The organism is Paraburkholderia caribensis (assembly GCF_002902945.1).
GTDB lineage: Bacteria > Pseudomonadota > Gammaproteobacteria > Burkholderiales > Burkholderiaceae > Paraburkholderia > Paraburkholderia caribensis.
The window spans coordinates 2,918,793-2,936,797 of the sequence record NZ_CP026101.1 but is presented as its reverse complement, the minus strand read 5'-3'; the positions used below and the strand labels follow the sequence as shown (position 1 = coordinate 2,936,797).

Annotated in this window: 18 protein-coding genes, 1 tRNA gene and 1 riboswitch; of the genes, 8 read left to right on the top strand and 11 right to left on the bottom strand. The window is 64.6% G+C overall.

The genetic code is table 11. The annotated features are described in order from the left end of the window. The first annotated feature begins 85 nt into the window (after positions 1–85). Positions 86–1,411 (top strand): acyltransferase family protein, encoded by a 1,326-nt coding sequence (locus C2L66_RS13005; protein ID WP_060599729.1) that lies wholly within the window; start codon positions 86–88, stop codon positions 1,409–1,411. A 57-nt stretch (positions 1,412–1,468) separates the two neighbouring features. Here C2L66_RS13005 and C2L66_RS13000 read toward each other — a convergent pair whose 3' ends face one another. Next, the gene (locus tag C2L66_RS13000) at positions 1,469–2,728 is read right to left on the bottom strand and encodes a glycosyltransferase (protein WP_054928863.1); all 1,260 of its coding nucleotides are present in this window, start codon (positions 2,726–2,728) and stop codon (positions 1,469–1,471) included. 270 nt (positions 2,729–2,998) lie between these two features. Between C2L66_RS13000 and C2L66_RS12995 the strand changes: the two genes are divergently transcribed. Continuing rightward, complete coding sequence (locus C2L66_RS12995; protein ID WP_054928862.1) at positions 2,999–4,246, top strand: oligosaccharide flippase family protein; 1,248 nt, start codon at positions 2,999–3,001, stop codon at positions 4,244–4,246. Next, on the top strand, positions 4,246–5,313 hold the full coding sequence (locus tag C2L66_RS12990) for a glycosyltransferase (protein ID WP_054928861.1): 1,068 nt from the start codon (positions 4,246–4,248) through the stop codon (positions 5,311–5,313). The genes C2L66_RS12995 and C2L66_RS12990 overlap by 1 nt, the downstream gene beginning before the upstream one ends. Positions 5,314–5,370: 57 nt before the next feature. Here the strand turns inward: C2L66_RS12990 and C2L66_RS12985 are convergent, their stop codons facing one another. From C2L66_RS12985 to ydfG, 10 genes are all read right to left on the bottom strand, one after another. Then, positions 5,371–6,531, bottom strand: a complete 1,161-nt coding sequence (locus C2L66_RS12985; RefSeq protein WP_054928860.1) for a glycosyltransferase — start codon at positions 6,529–6,531, stop codon at positions 5,371–5,373. Between the two features lie 560 nt (positions 6,532–7,091). After that, positions 7,092–7,167, bottom strand: a tRNA-Lys gene (locus C2L66_RS12980). A 218-nt stretch (positions 7,168–7,385) separates the two neighbouring features. After that, the gene (ybgF, locus tag C2L66_RS12975) at positions 7,386–8,135 is read right to left on the bottom strand and encodes a tol-pal system protein YbgF (protein WP_054928859.1); all 750 of its coding nucleotides are present in this window, start codon (positions 8,133–8,135) and stop codon (positions 7,386–7,388) included. Between the two features lie 15 nt (positions 8,136–8,150). Then, positions 8,151–8,660 (bottom strand): peptidoglycan-associated lipoprotein Pal, encoded by a 510-nt coding sequence (gene pal / locus C2L66_RS12970; RefSeq protein ID WP_007584951.1) that lies wholly within the window; start codon positions 8,658–8,660, stop codon positions 8,151–8,153. A gap of 19 nt (positions 8,661–8,679) precedes the next feature. Further along, positions 8,680–9,972 carry a Tol-Pal system beta propeller repeat protein TolB gene (gene tolB / locus C2L66_RS12965; RefSeq protein WP_060599730.1) on the bottom strand — a complete coding sequence of 431 codons (1,293 nt, stop codon included), beginning with the start codon at positions 9,970–9,972 and terminating at the stop codon, positions 8,680–8,682. 116 nt (positions 9,973–10,088) lie between these two features. After that, positions 10,089–11,111, bottom strand: a complete 1,023-nt coding sequence (gene tolA, locus C2L66_RS12960) for a cell envelope integrity protein TolA (RefSeq protein WP_060599731.1) — start codon at positions 11,109–11,111, stop codon at positions 10,089–10,091. Continuing rightward, a complete protein-coding gene (gene tolR, locus C2L66_RS12955; RefSeq protein WP_036002958.1) occupies positions 11,108–11,554 on the bottom strand; it encodes a protein TolR in 447 nt (148 codons plus the stop codon). The genes tolA and tolR overlap by 4 nt, the downstream gene beginning before the upstream one ends. A 10-nt stretch (positions 11,555–11,564) precedes the next feature. Further along, positions 11,565–12,242: a protein TolQ gene (gene tolQ / locus C2L66_RS12950; protein WP_007584943.1), complete on the bottom strand. Its 678-nt coding sequence runs from the start codon at positions 12,240–12,242 to the stop codon at positions 11,565–11,567. Positions 12,243–12,407: 165 nt separating this feature from the next. Then, a complete protein-coding gene (gene ybgC / locus C2L66_RS12945; RefSeq protein ID WP_054928856.1) occupies positions 12,408–12,878 on the bottom strand; it encodes a tol-pal system-associated acyl-CoA thioesterase in 471 nt (156 codons plus the stop codon). 122 nt (positions 12,879–13,000) lie between these two features. Beyond that, complete coding sequence (gene ydfG / locus C2L66_RS12940; protein WP_060599732.1) at positions 13,001–13,747, bottom strand: bifunctional NADP-dependent 3-hydroxy acid dehydrogenase/3-hydroxypropionate dehydrogenase YdfG; 747 nt, start codon at positions 13,745–13,747, stop codon at positions 13,001–13,003. A 211-nt stretch (positions 13,748–13,958) separates the two neighbouring features. Continuing rightward, positions 13,959–14,073, top strand: a riboswitch (ZMP/ZTP riboswitch). Between the two features lie 184 nt (positions 14,074–14,257). Here ydfG and glyA point away from each other — a divergent pair. From glyA to C2L66_RS12910, 5 genes are all read left to right on the top strand, one after another. Next, the gene (gene glyA, locus C2L66_RS12930) at positions 14,258–15,505 is read left to right on the top strand and encodes a serine hydroxymethyltransferase (RefSeq protein WP_036002965.1); all 1,248 of its coding nucleotides are present in this window, start codon (positions 14,258–14,260) and stop codon (positions 15,503–15,505) included. 6 nt (positions 15,506–15,511) lie between these two features. Beyond that, the gene (nrdR, locus tag C2L66_RS12925; protein ID WP_036002968.1) at positions 15,512–16,003 is read left to right on the top strand and encodes a transcriptional regulator NrdR; all 492 of its coding nucleotides are present in this window, start codon (positions 15,512–15,514) and stop codon (positions 16,001–16,003) included. 172 nt (positions 16,004–16,175) lie between these two features. Beyond that, the gene (locus C2L66_RS12920; RefSeq protein ID WP_176056886.1) at positions 16,176–16,736 is read left to right on the top strand and encodes a GspH/FimT family pseudopilin; all 561 of its coding nucleotides are present in this window, start codon (positions 16,176–16,178) and stop codon (positions 16,734–16,736) included. After that, entirely contained in the window at positions 16,733–17,167 is a 435-nt protein-coding gene (locus C2L66_RS12915; RefSeq protein ID WP_060602473.1) for a prepilin-type N-terminal cleavage/methylation domain-containing protein, read from the top strand. The genes C2L66_RS12920 and C2L66_RS12915 overlap by 4 nt, the downstream gene beginning before the upstream one ends. Next, positions 17,164–17,994: a PilW family protein gene (locus tag C2L66_RS12910; RefSeq protein WP_060599734.1), complete on the top strand. Its 831-nt coding sequence runs from the start codon at positions 17,164–17,166 to the stop codon at positions 17,992–17,994. The genes C2L66_RS12915 and C2L66_RS12910 overlap by 4 nt, the downstream gene beginning before the upstream one ends. Positions 17,995–18,005 lie beyond the last annotated feature (11 nt).

Genomic DNA, 18,005 nt, shown 5'->3' with positions numbered 1-18,005 from the left:
CCGGCCCATTCATCGCAGCAGCGTGCTGCACGCGTCGCGTGCGCGCAGGCGAGCGAAGCATCCGGCTCGCAAGGGGAGGATTTGCGTGAGCTTCACAGGAACGCTGACATGGCTTGACCGCATCGGCAGCCGCTGCGTGGAGCGGACCCGCGCGCGCGCGCCGGGGGCTGCGCATCCGGCCGCGCACGCAGCCCCGGTCGCCACGGCAGCGAACGCGTCCGTCTGCAAGGCCGCGTCGCACGATGAAGCTCGCGTCGCCGCGCTCGACGCCGGCCGCGCGTTCGCCATCGTCGGCGTGATTGTCGTGCATCTCGCGCTTTTCATGCCCGCGCTGCCTGCGTGGCTGCAAGCCGTGTCGGATATGGGGCAATACGGCGTGCAGCTGTTCTTCGTCATCAGCGCCGTCACGATCATGCTGACGCTCGAAGAAGAAACCAGGCGCTTCGGCGACGACCGCTCGCTGATCGCGCGGCGCTTCTACATCAAGCGCTTCTTTCGCATCGCGCCGCTTTACTACGTCGCGATTGCTGTGTATTCGCTCGGCAATCATCTGGCGGGACGCTTCGATACGCAGGTCACGGCGCCGCATGGCGTGGCCGATGTCGTCGCGAATCTCGTCTTTATCCACGCCTGGGTGCCCGGCGCCGTCAATACGGTGGTGCCGGGCGGCTGGTCGATCGGCGTGGAGATGTGCTTCTATCTGTTCGCGCCGCTCATCTTCATCGCCACGCGCACGCGGCGCGGCTTGTGGCGCGCCTCGCTCGCGCTGCTGGTGATCAGCGCCGTCGCGCTGACCGCGGGCGCCTGCGCCGACGACGTCTGCACCGTCGAAAACAACTCGTTCCTTTACTACTGGCCGCCGACGCAACTGCCGTGCTTCGTCATCGGCCTGATGCTCGCGCGCTATGGCAAGCGGCTTCTGTTGCGCGACGGCGTGAAGCTGTCGATGTTCGGCATCGCGTGCACGCTCGCCGCCTGCGCGGTCCTGCTCGCGCTGCTGTACGTGACGGGTTCGGGACTTGGTCTTGCGCACTGGCTCGCGCCGACGGTCGCCGCGTGCGCGGCGGCCGCGTTGCTGCTGCTGCTCGCGCAACTGCCGCGCCGATATCCGGGCGCGCGAATCGTCGCCGCGTTCGGGCAAAACAGCTACGGGTTGTACATCTGGAGCTTCGTCGTGATTCTGGTCGTGCGCGTTGCGTTGAAGACACCGCTCGATGCACTCGACCATCGCGTGCCCGTGCTCGGTTTCATGATTGCCGCCGTGTTCGCGTGTGGCGCGAGCTATGTGGCCGCGCGGATCAGCGCGGCGCGCATCGAGCGGCCTTGCGCGCAATGGGCGCGTCAGGTGCTGCTGCCGCGCGTCGCGCGCGCGAAACGGATCGAGCGGGTGAGCAGCGAAACATCGGATTGAGCCGTGCGCCCGTACGCAGGCTGACGAACGGGATCGCCGCTGAAATTGCGCGCCGTATCAGACGCGCGTTTCGATGGCGGCCGTGATCGTCTGGCGCAGCGTTTCCTTGAATTGACCGAGCGTGTTGCGTGCGAGCAGATGATCGAGGGGACGTTGGTGCCTGTCGCCACGCTGCCATTGCGCGGCGACTTCGCCGAGCGCGTGCGTGATCGACGCCGCCGACAGGTCGTCGAGACACGGCCCGAGTTGGCCGCCGCGGCAGAACCAACCGATCAGGCCGTCACTCGTCGCGATCACGGGCTTGTCGAAGCGATACGCCTGCACGAGCACCCCGCTCATCCCGTAGTGGCCCTTGTAGCCGAGCCAGACGACGTCGCATGCGGAGAACAGGTCGCGCTCCATCTCGTTCGAAATGAACTGATCGAGGATCACAGGGGCGGGTTTCAGGATGGGTATGAACGCGCGCATGAAGCCGCGCACTTCCGGGTCCTGTTCGCCGGCGAGCAGGAGCGTCGGCGCGTCTTTCATGCCCGCCAGCGCTTCGGCGAGCTCGCAGATGCCCTTGCGTTCGCTGATCGAGCCGTAGACGAGCAGATAGCGGCCAGCGGGATCGAGCCCAAGACGCTCGCGCGCGACGAGAGGGTCTTCGGCCTTCGCATCGGGGAAGGGATCGGCGACGTATTCGACGGATGCGCCATGCTTCGGCGTCGCGCGGCCGACCCATTCGGGCAATGTCGGATCGATCGACAGCAGCGCGCGCAGGCCTCTCGTATGCACCGCGCGGCGAAACAGCAGCGACTTCAGCGTATTGACGAGCGGCCGCCCCGGCGTGCGCACGCCGACTTTGCGGTGATGGAACGTTGCGCGCATCGTGATCGCGATCCACGGCGTCTTGCCGAACGGCGAGCCGAGCAGCGGCAGCGCGTGAAAGAAGTAATCGACATACGGCACGACGACGAGACGCACGCGCTCCGCACGCTTGACCGAGTCGTAGGCGAGTTTGAAATACGCATGAAACCGAGCGTAGCTGAAGCGTTTCAGGCCGCGGCTGTGACGCCGGCTTTCCGTGTCGACGAAGGCGATTTGCAGGTCTTCGCGCCTTGCCGACATGATCTCGCGCGCGAGCCGATGATCTTCGTTCGAGTTCTCGGTGACGACGAGCACGGGATAGCCGGCCTCGAGGCAGGCCTGCGCGATCCACTCGACATAGCGCCACCGGTGCCCGGTGAAATTGGGCTCGATGATGACGACATAGCCGAGTCTCGCAGCATCTGCGATGGGGGCTTCAACGGACACGAGATGGGTTGCGCGTTCCATGGCGATTTAAGGAGCAGCCTTGCGCTCACCTTAGCATTACGTCTTCGGCGCGAACCGACATTTTCGCCAATTGTTTGGCGACAACGGACAGTCAGAGGGGGAGGGTTGCCGAATCTGACTGGCAGATGGCGTCCGTGAGCGGGTGCGGCGGGTTACCTTGAGGGACGGCGTGCGTGAGCTGTCGGACAGGTTGTGTCCGCGGCGCGCATGGTATGCCCGACGGGTTGAGGGCGGTGAGGCGCTAACTCTGATCGACACTGGAGAAAAACATTGCGGACGATGAGGCTACCGGCGTTTTCGTTCAGGGCAGGCCTGGGTTCGAGCGCGGCGACATGGGTGCTGTTGCAGCAGGTGTTGATGCGCGGGCTCGTTGCCGTCAAGTTTCTTGCGATCGGCCGCATTCTCGGGCCGGAGGCGATCGGCAGCGTGAGCGTCGCGCTGCTCGCCGTCGCGATTGCGGAAGCCATGTCGGATACGGGCCTGTCGCAGGCCGTCATCCAGGGGCAGGCCGCGCCGACACGCGATGAACTCGGCGCTGTCTGGACCACGCTGGCGACACGCGGCGTGGTGATCGGCGCGGCCCTCGTCGCGATCGCGCCGCTGATGAACAACCAGTTCCATCTCGGCGGCGCGCTGCTGCTGTTGCAACTCGCCGCGTTGTTGCCGCTGTTGCGCGGCATCGCATCGCCCGCCTATTACGTCGTGCAGCGCGAGCGGCGCTTCCAGCACGTCGCGATCATCGAGGTTTCGGCGGCGTTCGTCGACTGCTGTTGCGGGCTGGCGCTCGCGCTGGCGGGCGCGGGTGCGTACTCGGTGCTGCTCGGGATGATCGTCGGCGAGTCGCTGAAGACGTCCCTCACGTGGATCACGATGAAGCCGCGTCCGCCTATCCGCCTGCGCTGGTCGGGTATCGGTCATTACATTGGCTTTAGCCGCTGGATCTGGGCGGGCAGCGTCGTCAATCTGGTCCTCAACCAGTTCGACAAGGTGGTGGTCGGCAAGCTGCTCGGCCCCGCGCAGCTCGGCGCGTATCAGATGTCGTCGCGGCTCGCGCAGATGCTGCTCGCGGATGCCGCGATCGCGATGTCGCAATACCTGTTTCCGACCTTCGCCGCCCGCCATCGCGCCGATCCGCATGCCGCCGCGCGGCTCTTCAGACGCTATATCGGCGTGATCGCGCTGGGGCTGGTGGTGGTCGTGATCGTGCTGCGGCTCGCGGCGCACTGGCTTTTCGCGCTGATACTCGGCCCGGCCTGGCTGCCCGCCGTGCCGCTCTTCAAGATCTTCGTGATCAACATGGCGATCGGCGCGCTCATCGCGGTGCTGGTGTCGTATCTGCGGGCCGTCGGCGATGCGAAGGCGACGACGCAGGCGTCGGTGATCCAGGTGTTCGTGCTGCTCGCCTGCGTGCCGCCGGCGACGCATTACTGGGGCGTCACGGGTATCGCCTGGGCGATGACGCTCGGCCTGAGTTCGGCGGCTGCCTGGATGACCTATCGCACCGCGAGGGTGATGTGATGCGGATACTTCATCTCGTGCTGGAGCCGCGTCTGTCGGGCGCGGAAGTGCTGGCGAAGGATCTCGCGATCCATCAGCAGCGCGACGGCAGCGTGGTCGGCGTGACGGCGCTGTTGCCCGAGCGGCCCGACTTCGCGCCGTTCACACGCGAGCTGGCGAGCCACGGCGTCGAGTGCGTGTTCCCGGCGAAGCGCCCGAGCCTGCCCGGCAAGCTGATGCATCTGGCGGGCGTGCTGCGGCGCTTTCGGCCCGACGTCGTGTTCGCGCATGCGACGATCCCCGCGTTCTATGCGCGCGCGCTGCCGAGCAAGGTGCCCGTCATCTACGTGATGCATTCCGCCGTCAACGATTTCGAGCGCAAGCTGTTTCGCAATGTCGAGCGCGTGCTGTCGTCGCGGGCGCGGGCGGTGATCGGCGTCTCGCCCGCGAACTTGCGGGACTATACGGACTGCGTCGGCTCGCATCCGCTGTTGACGATGATCCCGAACGGCGTCGACATGTCACGTTTTGCATTCGACGACCGGCCAGGCCGGGGCGATGCGCCGCCGCAGATCGTGCAGATCGGCCGGTACACGTCCGTGAAGAACCAGCTGCAGACGGTGCATGCGTTTCGCGAGGTCGCGGCGCAGGTGACGGATGTGCGGCTGCAGTTGTACGGCGTGGTCGAAGACCCGGCTTATCTGGCCGCGATCGAGGATCTGGTGAAGAAGCTCGGGCTCGAAGGCCGGGTGCGTGTGGATGGTCCGCATACGGACGTGAGCGGCGTACTGCGTGCGTCGAACGTGTTCGCGATGCCGTCGCGCTCGGAAGGGCACAGCATTGCGTTTCTGGAGGCGCTGGCGTCGGGGATTCCCGTCGTCGCGAGTACGATCGCGCCGTTCCAGTTCGCGAAGACGCTGCCTTGCGTGCAACTCGTCGATACCGATGACACGGCCGCCTACGCCGCCGCGCTGCTGGGGGCCCTGGCGCAGCCCAAGGTGCCCAGGTCGCTGGCGGGCTTGACGCTGCAGGATACGGCGCAGCGCTATCTGGCCGTGGCGCAGCAGGTGATCGGCGCGCGGGCTTAGGTTGGCTTGCCAGGAACGCGAGATGAAAAGGTGCCGAGGGCTTTGTTCAAGGCCCAGTCAAGGCTTCAGCGACGCGCGAACGATCTCGGCCAGCTTTCTTCCGAGGGTCGGCGAATTCAGCTGCTGATACTTCGAGTAGGCGGCGGCGCCCGCCGCGCGCATCATTTCGGGCGACATCGTCCACACCCGCCGCAGCGTGTCAGCGAGCGCATCGACGCCGCCTTCACGCGGATAGAAGAACCCCGTGCTGCCTTCTTCGACATAGCCCGGCTCGGGGCCCATATGTCGCGGTAGCTCGTCGTGAACGAGCGGCGGCAGGCTCAACCCGAACATGTGGACCACGCTCAGGCCCGCCGCCCCCGGATAGCAGCCGATGCGGCAAAGCCGGCTGATCGCCGCGATGCGGCTTTCGTCGAATACCGGTCCGTACCAGATGACGTAGTCGCGGTCGCCGTACACGCGCTTGAGCTGCGCGCTGTGCTTGCCGCCGCCGACCAGGTGCAGCGTGATCTGATGATCCTCGCTGCGCAGACGGCCGACGGCCTCGATCAGCGCGCCGACGTTCGAGTCGTCGCGCAGCCGTCCAAGAAACAGGATGCCCGTCTCCTTGCCCGACTTTTCGGCGGGATCGACGGTGTGTTCGACAGTCAGCGAGTTATCGGCCACGATCAGTTTCCCTGAAGGACAACCGACGCTTTCCAGCGAACGCTTGGACGCGTCGGTGTAGCAGATGTACTGCGTCGACAGCGCGACGGCGATCCGGTAGCACAGCGCGCGGATCATGCCGACGTCTTCCTCATGCCGGTACAGGCCCTGACCATGGATCAGGACGGGAATGCGCATCGCGCGACCGGCCATCAGCGCGAGCCAGAGCGACAGATAGCGGATGTCCGCGAACATCAGCACGGCAGCGGGGCGCTCGCGCACGATTCTTCCGACGACTTCCCGCTGCATGTTGATGCCGGGCGAAAAGAAGTGGCTGATCTGCGTTTCGACGAACTCCTCGCAGGCGGGGTTCTCCCGCAAAAAGCCGTTCGATTCCATCCCGGCCGAACTGGCAAAAAGCTTGACCGAAAAGAGCCGGTTCAACGATTCGACGACCTCCATCCGGTAGTGCGCGATCAGCGGCTGCACGTAGAACACGGTCCGCTTGTCAGCGGCCGCCGTGCTTTTTCCCAGCGACGCAGTACTCCAATCCGTAAGCAGTTTGTCGGTCACCGGATCAACCCTTTTCAGGTTAGAGATGCGCTGATGATTGAAGGTCGGTTGGATTATGCAGTAGACAATTCGCTTACGCAGATTAATTGGCTGAAATTGACTACGGAGAAGGGTTTATTGTCGGGAAAATACTATTCTTTTTGAATTTCGATTGGGATATGGCTGAAACGGTGCGTGCAGGTTATCGCGGTGCATGCGTCTGGTGCAGGCCAGGCAAGGGTTTGACGTGGGAATTGAGGTGTTGGGTATGTCGCAACGGGCGGTTTAAAACATATTGTTTGGCGGCGACATTAGGATTTAATTAGCCTTTTTATTGGCTGTAAATGACGCTCTGCATTTGAATCTATCCCGTAATTTTGGCGTAGTCTTAATGGGATGAAATTCGCAGTGGGTAATTTTTTCGTGCGGAATGACGCGGCTGGCAGGTAGCTGGCAGGGCGAATGCGTTGACCGGACGCGTTGACGGCGGGGCGCTGAATGGCGGGCGGCAGTCGATTGGCATGACAAAACGGCCGCGGGAAAAGAAAAGGGCCTAGCCGAAGCTAAGCCCTTAAATCTTTTGGTAGGCCGTACGGGATTCGAACCTGTGACCAACGGATTAAAAGTCCGCTGCTCTACCAGCTGAGCTAACGACCCAAAAGAGAAGCGGAATTATATCGGCCGAGCCAAAACGTGTCAACCGACGCGGGCCAGCCAACGAGCGATCCACCCAAAAAGAAAAGCCCGGAACGGTGAAGTCCCGGGCTTTCCGGCGAGAGGCGCGCGTATCGGTTATCAAGCGTCGACACTGCGCGTTTTACTGCATTCAGCACACCGACATGGCAGACGCCCGGCTCATGCCGGACGCACAAACATCACTTGATCTGCGAAAGCTTGCTTTGCGCCGATTGCGCGACATCCGAGCCGCCGTACTGCGCGACGATCTGTTCGAGCGTCTTCTTCGCGGCGGCCTTCTGACCTTGTTCGAGCTGGTTGTTCGCGATGGCCAGCAGTGCTTCCGGCGCCCGCGGATGCTGCGGATACTTCTGCACGACGCCTTGCCACACGGCCGTCGAGCCCTTGTAGTCACGCAGCGCATAGAGCGCGTTGCCGAGCCAGTACTGCGCCGTGGGCTGATACGGGCTCTGCGGGTACTTCGCGATAAAGCTGCGGAACGAGTTCGCCGCGTTCTTGAAGTCGCCGCTGCGGAACTGCTGCGAAGCCGCGTTGAACGCGTCCGTTTCACCCGGCTGCACGGAGCCCTCGACGCCATCGACCGTCTGCTGCTGCGGCTCGAACTTCTTCAGACGACCGTCGAGGTCGGTGTAGTAGTCCTTCTGCTGCTTCTGCAACGTGCCGACCTGGTTGGCGAGGTCCTCGTTCTGCCCGCGCAGCGTCGCGACCTGCTGGTTCAGCTGGTCGAGACGGTTGGACTGATCGAGGATCGTGCGTTGAGCCGCTGACAACTGGCTCGACAGACTCTCGGTCTTGGTGCGTAGATCGAGAATCGCCTGGCGAGCCTGATCGTCGTCGAACATGCCTGCATGCGCGGGCAAGGCCATCACGGCCGTTCCCGCGACGCAGGCGGCTGCGGCCATGCGCAGCCAGGAGAAACGGGGCGTCATACGGCTTGTCACCTATTACTGTTGATAGACGAGGTCCGCGCGGCGGTTTTGCGCCCACGATGCTTCGTCATGACCCGTAGCTTGCGGTTTTTCCTTGCCGAGGCTCACAGCTTCCATTTCCGAATCCGGAACGCCCAGCAGCGACAGCGAACGGCGAACAGCTTCAGCACGCTTCTGGCCGAGTGCCAGGTTGTATTCGCTCGTGCCGCGCTCGTCGGTGTTGCCCTGGATCAGGACGTGACGTTGCGGATGGCTCTTCAGATACTGTGCGTGTTGCTGCAGCAGCGGCTGGTAGTCGTCCTTGACCGAGTAGCTGTCGAAGTCGAAATAGATGCTGCGCTTGGCCAGCGGGCTATTCGGATCGTTCAACGGATCGACGTTCACCGTGGCGACATCGTTCGGATTAGGCTGCGCGCCCGTCGCGCCACCCTTGTTGGCGTTTTCGTCGAGCTTGACGCCCGAATGACATGCAGCCAGTGCACCGACCATACCTACGGCAAACGCGATACGAAGTTTGGACATCATGCTTCACTCTCCTTGTGTGTTATTGCATAAACGGGCCCCAGGAAGGCTCGCGTACGCTGCCTCCCTGAACGGACAGGACCTGCCGCGTCCGACCATCGGTCGATACTGCGGCCAACACGCCACGGCCGTTCACCTGAGTGGCGTAAAGAATGTACTGACCATTCGCCGCGAAGCTTGGCGATTCGTCATGTGTGGTGTCGGTGAGCGCCGTCGCGACGCCCGACTGCAGATCCTGGATATACAGCTTGAAGCCCCCGCCCGTGCGCGAGATGTATGCGAGCTGCTTGCCGTCCGGGCTCACGCGCGGACTCGTATTGTAGTTGCCCGTGAAGGTCACGCGCTGCGCGCCGCCTGCGGACTCGCCGCCGGCCGGCATCTTGTAGATCTGCGGCTGACCGCCACGGTCGCTGGTGAAGTAGATCGACTGGCCGTCAGGAGAGTAGGACGGCTCGGTGTCGATCGCGCTGCCTTGCGTGAGGCGGCGCAGGCCGCTGCCGTCGGCATTGACGGCGAAAATCTGCGTGTTGCCGGTGCGCGACAGCGCGACCGCGAGCGTGCGGCCATCGGGCGACCATGCGGGCGCGCTGTTGTTGCCCTTCTGGTCAGACACGACGACGCGGCGGCCGGTGGGCAGATCGTGGATGTAGACGATCGGCTTCTTCTTTTCGAACGATACATACGCGACCTTCGTGCCGTCCGGCGACCATGCCGGCGAGATGATCGGCTCGGGGCTGGAGAGGGCGATATGCGCGTCCTGGCCGTCGGAGTCGGAAATCTGCAGCTGATAACGGTTGCCCGTCTTGATCACGTACGACAGGCGCGTCGCGAACACGCCGCGGCCGCCCATCAGCTTCGCATAGATGTAGTCGGCAACCTTGTGCGCGCTCATGCGCAGGCCGCTTTCCGGGCTGACCAGTTCGAGCCCGCCGAGGCTTTGCTGGTTGACGGTGTCGTACAGCTTGAAGCGCACCTGGTACTGGCCGTTCGGCAGCCTGGTCACGCTGCCCGCGACGAACGCGTTGGCGCCCTTGGCCTTCCATGCGCCGAGATCGACGGAATCGCCTTCGGAAACGGGTGCGCTGCCGGCGTCGATATTGGTGAATTTACCGCTGCGCTGAAGGTCCTGGCGGACGATCGTGCTGATCTGCTGGGGAGAATTGGCCTCGTTGGCAAAATTTGCCGTGGCGATCGGGAACTGGGTGGACCCGACGCCCGTCACGAGGACGTTGAGTTGTGCATGGGCGGCACCGCCAGCGGCGATCAGACACGATGCGACGAGCGCTCGCAGGCCTAGCTTGGTCATCAAACTCATTCTGTATAGGTTCCCCAAAAACGAATTGCTAACACTTCACGACTACAAACAGACCGGCCTACGCAGATTTCGTTCCCGGTCCACCCGCGACAGCGTGCGAAACGGAAACGCCTGCGTCAGGCGGCCGGACGCAGCGTGATCGTAAAACTGCCGGGCGTCTTGCCGTCGATGTCCTGCGGCATCGGATCCGACCGCTGGACGGCCCGCAGTGCGGCGTCGTCCCACGCCTGGTTACCGCTGCTGCGAGTGACGGTTGCGCTCAGCAGCGTGCCCGTCGGCGAGCAGCGCACGGAGACGACCGTTTGCAGGCCCGATGTATCACCCGACCAGATGATGTTCGGACGCACGCGGCGCTGAACCTTCTCTGCATAGCCCGGCGACGCGGCGTTGCCGCCCGCGCCGCTGCCCGTGCCGCTCTTCGCGAGGCCGTTGCCCGTCGAGCCTTCGCCGCCCGCCATGCCTTGCAGCGCGGCGAGGCGCTGACGCCGTTCCGCGTCCACCTTCTGTTTCGCGGCTTCGGCGGCCTGCGCGGCGGCCTTCGCCTTGGCGGCCTTCGCCGCGTCAGCCTTGGCCTGCGCGTCGGCTTGCGCCTGCTTCGCTTCCTGTTCCTTTTGCTGTTCCTTCTGCTCTTCCTGCTGCTTCTTCAACTGCTCCTGCTTCTGCTGGGCGAGTTGCTGCTGCTTGAGCCTGTCGGCCTGTTGCTGCTGTTGCTGCTTGAGCTTCGCGGCGGCGGCCGCTGCTGCCTGGTCGGCGGCGAGCTGCTGCTGGCGTTTCGCCTCGGCTTCCTGCTGGGCCTGCAACTTCTGCTGGCGCTGCTGCTCGGCAAGTTCAGCCTGACGCTGCGCTTCCTGCTGCTTGCGCTTCTTTTCCTGCAGCGCGATATCGGCCTGTTCGTCGCTGACCTGCGGCGCGGGCTTCACGGGCGCGGGCGGCGGCACGACGGGACGCGGCGCCGGCACGTCGGGCACTTCCGTCCACAATTCGGCTTCGGCGCCCGCGGGCGTGCTGTTCTGCCAGTGGATGCCGTGATACAGGAAGAACCCCAGCAGCACGTGCATCAGCGCGGCGAGCGCGAACGCGCGCCACGTGCCGCGCTCGCGCGGCGGTCGAAGCGGGTAGGCGTTTTTCTGGCGGGTCATTGCGATTTGACGAGCAATCCAACGCGCTTGACGCCACGAGCCTTCAGGTCGGACATCACGTTCATCACGACTTCATACTTGACGGTCTTGTCGGCGGCGATCACGACGGGCTGGTCGGGATGCGAGGCCTGACGGTCGGTGACGAAGCTGCGCAGATCGGCCTGCGTCATCGTCTCCTGTTGCGTCGCGCCCGCGTCGTCCTTGTACTTGACGTTCATATTGCCGTCCGCCTTGATGTTGACGACGACGGGCGGCGTCTGCTGCTGCGGCGCGGCGCCGCCCACAGTCGGCAGGTTGACGATAGACGGCGCCACCAGCGGGGCCGTCACCATGAAGATCACGAGCAGCACGAGCATCACGTCGATGTACGGGACGACGTTGATGTCGGCCATGGCGCGGCGCGAGCGGCTGCCGCGCATGCTGGAACGGACTGAACCGGCCATCGTGGACTCCTTAATGGGCCTGGCGTTGCAGGATGTTCGAGAACTCTTCGATGAAGGTTTCGAAGCGGATCGCGAGGCGGTCGATATCGTGCGCGTAGCGGTTGTAGGCGACCACGGCGGGGATCGCGGCGAACAGGCCGATGGCCGTTGCCGTCAGCGCTTCGGCAATGCCGGGCGCGACGTTCGCGAGGGTAGCCTGCTGGACGTTCGCGAGGCCGCGGAATGCGTTCATGATGCCCCACACCGTGCCGAACAGACCGATATACGGGCTGACCGAGCCGACCGATGCGAGGAACGCGAGGTTGGCTTCGAGCACGTCCATTTCGCGCTGGAACGCGGCGCGCATGGCACGGCGCGCGCCGTCGAGAATCGCGCCCGGATCGTTGAGACGCTTTTCCTTGCCCTTCAGGAACTCACGCATGCCCGACTCGAAAATACGTTCGAGCGCGCCGATCGTGTGACGGTTGTTCGCGGCGCTCTGATACAGCGCCTGCAGGTCGCCGCCCGACCAGAAATCGCGTTCGAAGCGCTCAGTCTGCGCCCGCGCGCGGCGAATCGCAAACCACTTGCGGAAGATGAAAGTCCACGACATCAGCGACAGCAGCAACAGCAGCGCCATCACTGCCTGCGCCAGCAGGCTCGCGTTGAGAACGAGGGAAATGATCGACAGATCTTGTGTAGTGTTCATAGAGGTTCGTTGTAACGTCCCGGGTGCGGCGTCCGGCTGCAAGGTGGGTCGAAGCGTTCGGTTGGCATGCTGTTGGCAAACCGGAAGCTTCGGCGGGTTCTTCGCCGAACCATGCTTGGTCTTGTTGTGACCGTTACGAGTTCACTGTCCAGCTAACAACGACGCTCAGATACTCGCCGTTGACACGCTGGGACCCGGTTCGCGCCGCAATGCGGCGTGGACCGGCGGAGGAATGGCGGCCGGCTTCATCGATTGCGAGTCGACACAGCCGACGCGGATCGTGCCCGTTGCCAGTAGCGTGTCGTCGCGCCAGGCTTCCTGAGCGAAATCCACCGACGCGCGGCCAAGCCGCTCGATCCGGCTGACGATGCGCAGCATGTCGTCGAGCCGGGCCGGCGCGCGATAGTCGAGCGCGGTGCTGCGCACGACGAACAGCGCGCCCGTTTCTTCGGCCAGCTTGCGTTGATCGACGCCGCACGCGCGCAGCCATTCGGTGCGAGCGCGCTCGAAAAACTTCAGGTAGTTCGCGTAAAACACGATACCGCCGGCGTCGGTGTCTTCGTAATACACGCGAATCGGCCAGATAAAGCCGATTTCCGCGCCGGACTGACTGTCAGACATATTCATGGCGCGCATTTTACCGGAACGCAAAAGCGCGCCGCATTTTCGGGCACTTTCGTGCCTGGTTGCGTTCGGCCTGCACGACGGGCGCCGCGCCGGTGTCGCACGATCCAGCCGGCGCGGCGCGCCCGCGAAACCTAGCCGCGGTGGATGTTCAGGCCGGCAAACGACTGCGCAACGGGCATCAGCTCGATCGTATTGATGTTGACGTGCGCGGGGCGCGTCGCGATCCAGTAGATCGAGTCGGCGATGTCTTCGGCCGTGAGCGGCTGGACGTTCTGATAGACGCCCGCGGCTTTCTCGTCGTCGCCGCGGAAACGCACGTTCGAAAACTCGGTGCCGCCGCACAGGCCCGGTTCGATGTCCGTCACGCGAACGGGGGTGCCGTGCAGGTCGGCGCGCAGGTTCAGGCTGAACTGGCGCACGAACGCCTTGGTCGCGCCGTACACGTTGCCGCCCGGATACGGCCACGTGCCCGCCACCGAACCCAGATTGAACACATGTCCGCGGCTGCGCTCGATCATTCCCGGCAGGAAGGCGCGCGTGACCTGCACGAGGCCCGTGCAGTTGGTGTCGATCATCGTCGTCCAGTCGTCGAGCTCGGCGCGTTGCGCGGGTTCGAGCCCGAGCGCGAGGCCGGCGTTGTTGACGAGCACGTCGACGGCGGCAAAGTCGGCGGGCAGGGCGTTGGGGACGGCTTCGACGGCTGCGCGGTCGCGCACGTCGAGCTCGAAGGGCAGGAGGTTCTCGCCGAGTTCGTCGGCGAGTGCCTGCAGGCGGTCCTTGCGGCGCGCGGTTGCGACCACGCGATGGCCGCCCTTGACGAAAGCCCTGGCGATAGCGGCGCCGAACCCTGCGGACGCGCCGGTGACGAACACGATCATTGCTGTTCCCTGGTCTGTGAAGAAAGGCCACAAGCCTACTTCCAATGCGGCGATGCGGCAAGAATGACCCCGCCGCGCGAAGGCACGTTCGGGCGGGCTGCCGGGCAGCCGCTGCCGTGGCTGGGCGGGGCTTCTGGCTGCCGTGGCGGCGCGCTGGCGGGAGCGGTTGCCTCGGTTGCCTATTCGACCCGGTTCCAATAAACTAACGCGCTCACCCCTGCGTGACTGGCGATAGAACCCCATGCTGTCAAGCCTGACGGGTTCAAGGTGGAGCGTCCCACCGTGAAGCGCAGGGTGCCGTTTTGCCGTTCGCCTGGGCAGCCATGTTTCGCGCGCGCCGTCGTTTGCGCTGCCGGTGGTTGTCCTGACTCGCGTGTGCGGCACCTCCTTCATACGCCACGTCAAGGCTCCCACCATCAGCGGTGGCCAGCAGTGCTGCGTACCCAATACGCTCCCGGCACACGACCTGCGCACGATCCGGTCAACCTGAACACACTTAACGGAACCAGCATGTTTGACAAAGCCCAAAGCACCATCGCCAATGTCGATCCGGAAATCTGGAAGGCAATCCAGGACGAAGACCGCCGTCAGGAAGAGCACATCGAACTGATCGCGTCGGAAAACTACACGAGCCCGGCCGTGATGGCCGCGCAGGGCTCGCAGCTCACCAACAAGTACGCCGAAGGCTACCCCGGCAAGCGCTACTACGGCGGTTGCGAATACGTCGACGTCGTCGAGCAGCTGGCTATCGACCGCGTGAAGCAGCTGTTCGGCGCCGAAGCCGCGAACGTTCAGCCGAACTCGGGCTCGCAGGCCAACCAGGGCGTGTTCTTCGCGATGCTCAAGCCGGGCGACACGATCATGGGCATGAGCCTCGCGCACGGCGGCCATCTGACGCACGGCTCCCCCGTCAACATGTCGGGCAAGTGGTTCAACGTGGTCAGCTACGGCCTGAACGAAGCCGAAGACATCGACTACGACGCCGCAGAGAAGCTGGCTCAGGAGCACAAGCCGAAGATCATCGTCGCGGGCGCGTCGGCGTTTGCGCTGCGCATCGACTTCGAGCGCCTGTCGAAGATCGCGAAGTCGGTTGGCGCGTACCTGATGGTCGACATGGCCCACTACGCCGGTCTGATCGCCGCGGGCGTGTACCCGAACCCGGTGCCGTTCGCCGACTTCGTCACGACCACCACGCATAAGAGCCTGCGCGGCCCGCGCGGCGGCGTGATCCTGATGAAGGCGGAGTTCGAGAAGCAGATCAACTCGGCCATTTTCCCGGGCATCCAGGGTGGACCGCTGATGCACGTGATCGCGGGCAAGGCCGTGGCGTTCAAGGAAGCGCTGGCGCCGGAATTCAAGGAGTACCAGCAACACGTGGTCGACAACGCGCGCGTGCTGGCTGAAACGCTCGTCAAGCGCGGTCTGCGCATCGTGTCGGGCCGCACGGAAAGCCACGTCATGCTGGTCGACCTGCGCGCCAAGAAGATCACGGGCAAGGCAGCGGAAGCGGCGCTGGGCGCGGCGCACATCACCGTGAACAAGAACGCGATTCCGAACGATCCGGAAAAGCCGTTCGTGACGAGCGGCATCCGCCTCGGTTCGCCCGCCATGACCACGCGCGGCTTCGGCACGAAGGAAGCCGAGCAGGTCGGCAACCTGATCGCCGACGTGCTGGACAATCCGGAAGACACGGCTACGATCGAACGCGTGCGCGCGCAGGTCGCCGAGTTGACCCAGCGCTTCCCGGTCTACCGCTAAGCCGCCATGCGCTGCCCCTTCTGCCGGCATGACGATACACAGGTCGTCGACTCGCGTGTGTCCGAAGATGGCGCCGCGATCCGGCGCCGCCGCCGCTGCCCGGCCTGCGACAAGCGTTTCACGACGTACGAGCGGGTCGAGTTGGCGTTGCCCTCGGTCGTCAAGAAGGATGGCAGCCGCACGGAGTTCGACCGCCGCAAGATCGTCGCGAGCATGCAACTGGCGCTGCGCAAGCGTCCAGTTGCTGCCGACGCCATCGACGCAGCCGCGTCGCGCATCGAGTATCAGTTGCTCGGCAGCGGCGAGCGCGAAGTGCGCAGCGAAAAACTGGGCGAGCTCGTGATGAACGAGCTGCGCGCCCTCGACACCATCGCGTACGTGCGCTTTGCTTCCGTGTACCGGCGTTTTGAAGACGTCTCCGAGTTCGAGGACGTCATTGAAGAGTTTCGCCGGATGAACGCTCCCGCCGCACCCGCGAAGCCTTCCCGCAAGCGCTGATTTGTCGCGCATCTGCATTTTCTCTCCCTGAAGTTCTGCCGCGAATTCACCTGATGCACGGACATTCTCGTGCAGGGATTCGTGCGTCCGCCACCTGGCCATCCGGCTAATTGTGGGCGTCGTTGGGCATCGTTAGAGTCGTCGCATTCTTGTCGGAAATCGAGGAATGCTGATGAAACGGAATGCTCATACGCGGCCCGCGTGCCGTGGGTTCACGCTGTTCGAAACGCTTGTCGTGATCGCATTGCTCGCGATCGTCGCGACTTTGACGGTGCCGTCGTTCGTTGCGTGGCGCGTGCGCGATCAGGTCGACGCGCGCGCCCGCGCACTGTTGTCCACGCTCAGTTACGCGCGCGGCGAGGCATTGCGGCGCGGCGCGCGCGTGACCGTGTGCCGGATCGATGCCGCGCGGCACTGTCTCGCGGCGGGGCAGCCGTGCAAAACGGGTGTCGTCGACTGGTCTTGTGGGTGGGCCGTGATGATCGAGCACGGCGGCGGCTTCTATCCGTTGCGCGCACAGACCGACCTTGCGCCCGTCAGCATCGTCGGCGCACTCACCAATCTCACCTTCACGCCACCCGCGGGCCAGGCCTACGGCAGCTTTCGCAGCTTCGATATCGGCCCGCGTGTCGAATCGAAGGCGACGCAAGGCAAAGAGTGGCGGCGCTGCATCCGCATCGCGGCGGGTGGGCGGGCGCGCATTGTCGACGGCGCGTGCGGAGCGGCGGCATGACGCGCGCCCGTCTTGTCTCGCAGCGCGGTCAGAGCCTGCTTGAAGTACTCGTCGCGGTGACCGTCACGGCCGTCACCGTGCTTGGTCTGATTGCCGTGCAGTTGTCGATTGCGCGCGACGCGCGTGCAAGGTCTTATCGCGAGCAGGCCGCACTCGTCGCCGATGCGATCGCCGAGGCGGCGCGCGCGCCGAATCGCAACGATGCGGCAATCTCGCAATGGCGAACGCGTGCCGCGAGCCTGTTGCCACAGGGCGATGCGGGCACGAGTGGCGGCGCCGATCTTTCCTTCGCCCGCGCGACATGGGCCTGGCGGGACAGCGTGCCGGGCAAGGCGGCGCATCCGGGCGACATGATCGACATGCCTGCATCGTGCGGCGATGCAGACGTGCCGCAAGGCGTTCAATGCGTCGCAATGGCGTTTTCCCGATGAAGTCGCTTGCTCTCTGCACGCGTACATGCGGCGGACGCGTGGACTTTGGCCACACGCTGCTCGAAATGACGATAGCGATGGCGCTGGGCCTGATCGTGACAGCGGGCGCGGTGTCGCTTTACCGCTCGCAGCGAATCGCCTTCGCGCAGGCCGCCGACGCAGCGCAGATCCACGACGCGGGCATGGCCGCGTTGACACTGATCGGCGAGCAGTTGCAGATGGCGGCCTTCGTTCCCGCCGACATGCCGCGCACGTTTGCCGCACGGCCAGGGTTGTTCGGCTGCACGGGCGGCAGGCCGATCGGCGCCGACGACAATCTCACCTGTGAATCGCTTGCAACGCATTCGGACGGCGTCGCCGTGCGCTACGTGGCAGACAACGTTTCGACGTGGCCGTCCACCGCAGGTCTCACGACCGACTGTCTTGGGCAGGGCATCGCGAAGACGGATGCCGATGCGCCGGGCGTATCCGTCGTGAACCGCTTCTTTGCGAAGACCAGCGGCTCGACGGGCGAGCCCGAGCTGTACTGCGAAGGAACGGGGAAGGCGAGTTCGTCGCAGCCGCTTGTCGAAGGCGTCGAGCGCGTGCGCTTGCGGTACTGGCTTGCGGGCGCACTGTCTGCGACGGACGCGGCGCAGCTGTTGCCTGCGCAATGGGCGAGTGTCGTCGCCGTCGATGTGTGCGTGCTCGTTCGAGGCGCGCCGCAGACGTCACAGTCGCGCTATGTCGATTGCGATGGTGTGTCCGCGCTCAGTGCCGATGCGCGCGGGAGGCGGGCATTCTGGCGGCGCGTCGCGATACGCAACAACGAGGGGAATGCAGCGTGATCGCTTCGCCA

What these genes read in the sequence shown, in the direction of transcription:
- C2L66_RS13000 (WP_054928863.1), bottom strand. Translation starts at nt 2,728, where the DNA reads ATGGAACGCGCAACCCATCTCGTGTCCGTTGAAGCCCCCATCGCAGAT.
- C2L66_RS12990 (WP_054928861.1), top strand. Translation starts at nt 4,246, where the DNA reads ATGCGGATACTTCATCTCGTGCTGGAGCCGCGTCTGTCGGGCGCGGAA.
- ybgF (WP_054928859.1), bottom strand. Translation starts at nt 8,135, where the DNA reads ATGACGCCCCGTTTCTCCTGGCTGCGCATGGCCGCAGCCGCCTGCGTC.
- pal (WP_007584951.1), bottom strand. Translation starts at nt 8,660, where the DNA reads ATGATGTCCAAACTTCGTATCGCGTTTGCCGTAGGTATGGTCGGTGCA.
- tolB (WP_060599730.1), bottom strand. Translation starts at nt 9,972, where the DNA reads ATGAGTTTGATGACCAAGCTAGGCCTGCGAGCGCTCGTCGCATCGTGT.
- tolA (WP_060599731.1), bottom strand. Translation starts at nt 11,111, where the DNA reads ATGACCCGCCAGAAAAACGCCTACCCGCTTCGACCGCCGCGCGAGCGC.
- tolR (WP_036002958.1), bottom strand. Translation starts at nt 11,554, where the DNA reads ATGGCCGGTTCAGTCCGTTCCAGCATGCGCGGCAGCCGCTCGCGCCGC.
- tolQ (WP_007584943.1), bottom strand. Translation starts at nt 12,242, where the DNA reads ATGAACACTACACAAGATCTGTCGATCATTTCCCTCGTTCTCAACGCG.
- ybgC (WP_054928856.1), bottom strand. Translation starts at nt 12,878, where the DNA reads ATGCGCGCCATGAATATGTCTGACAGTCAGTCCGGCGCGGAAATCGGC.
- ydfG (WP_060599732.1), bottom strand. Translation starts at nt 13,747, where the DNA reads ATGATCGTGTTCGTCACCGGCGCGTCCGCAGGGTTCGGCGCCGCTATC.
- glyA (WP_036002965.1), top strand. Translation starts at nt 14,258, where the DNA reads ATGTTTGACAAAGCCCAAAGCACCATCGCCAATGTCGATCCGGAAATC.
- nrdR (WP_036002968.1), top strand. Translation starts at nt 15,512, where the DNA reads ATGCGCTGCCCCTTCTGCCGGCATGACGATACACAGGTCGTCGACTCG.
- C2L66_RS12920 (WP_176056886.1), top strand. Translation starts at nt 16,176, where the DNA reads ATGAAACGGAATGCTCATACGCGGCCCGCGTGCCGTGGGTTCACGCTG.
- C2L66_RS12915 (WP_060602473.1), top strand. Translation starts at nt 16,733, where the DNA reads ATGACGCGCGCCCGTCTTGTCTCGCAGCGCGGTCAGAGCCTGCTTGAA.
- C2L66_RS12910 (WP_060599734.1), top strand. Translation starts at nt 17,164, where the DNA reads ATGAAGTCGCTTGCTCTCTGCACGCGTACATGCGGCGGACGCGTGGAC.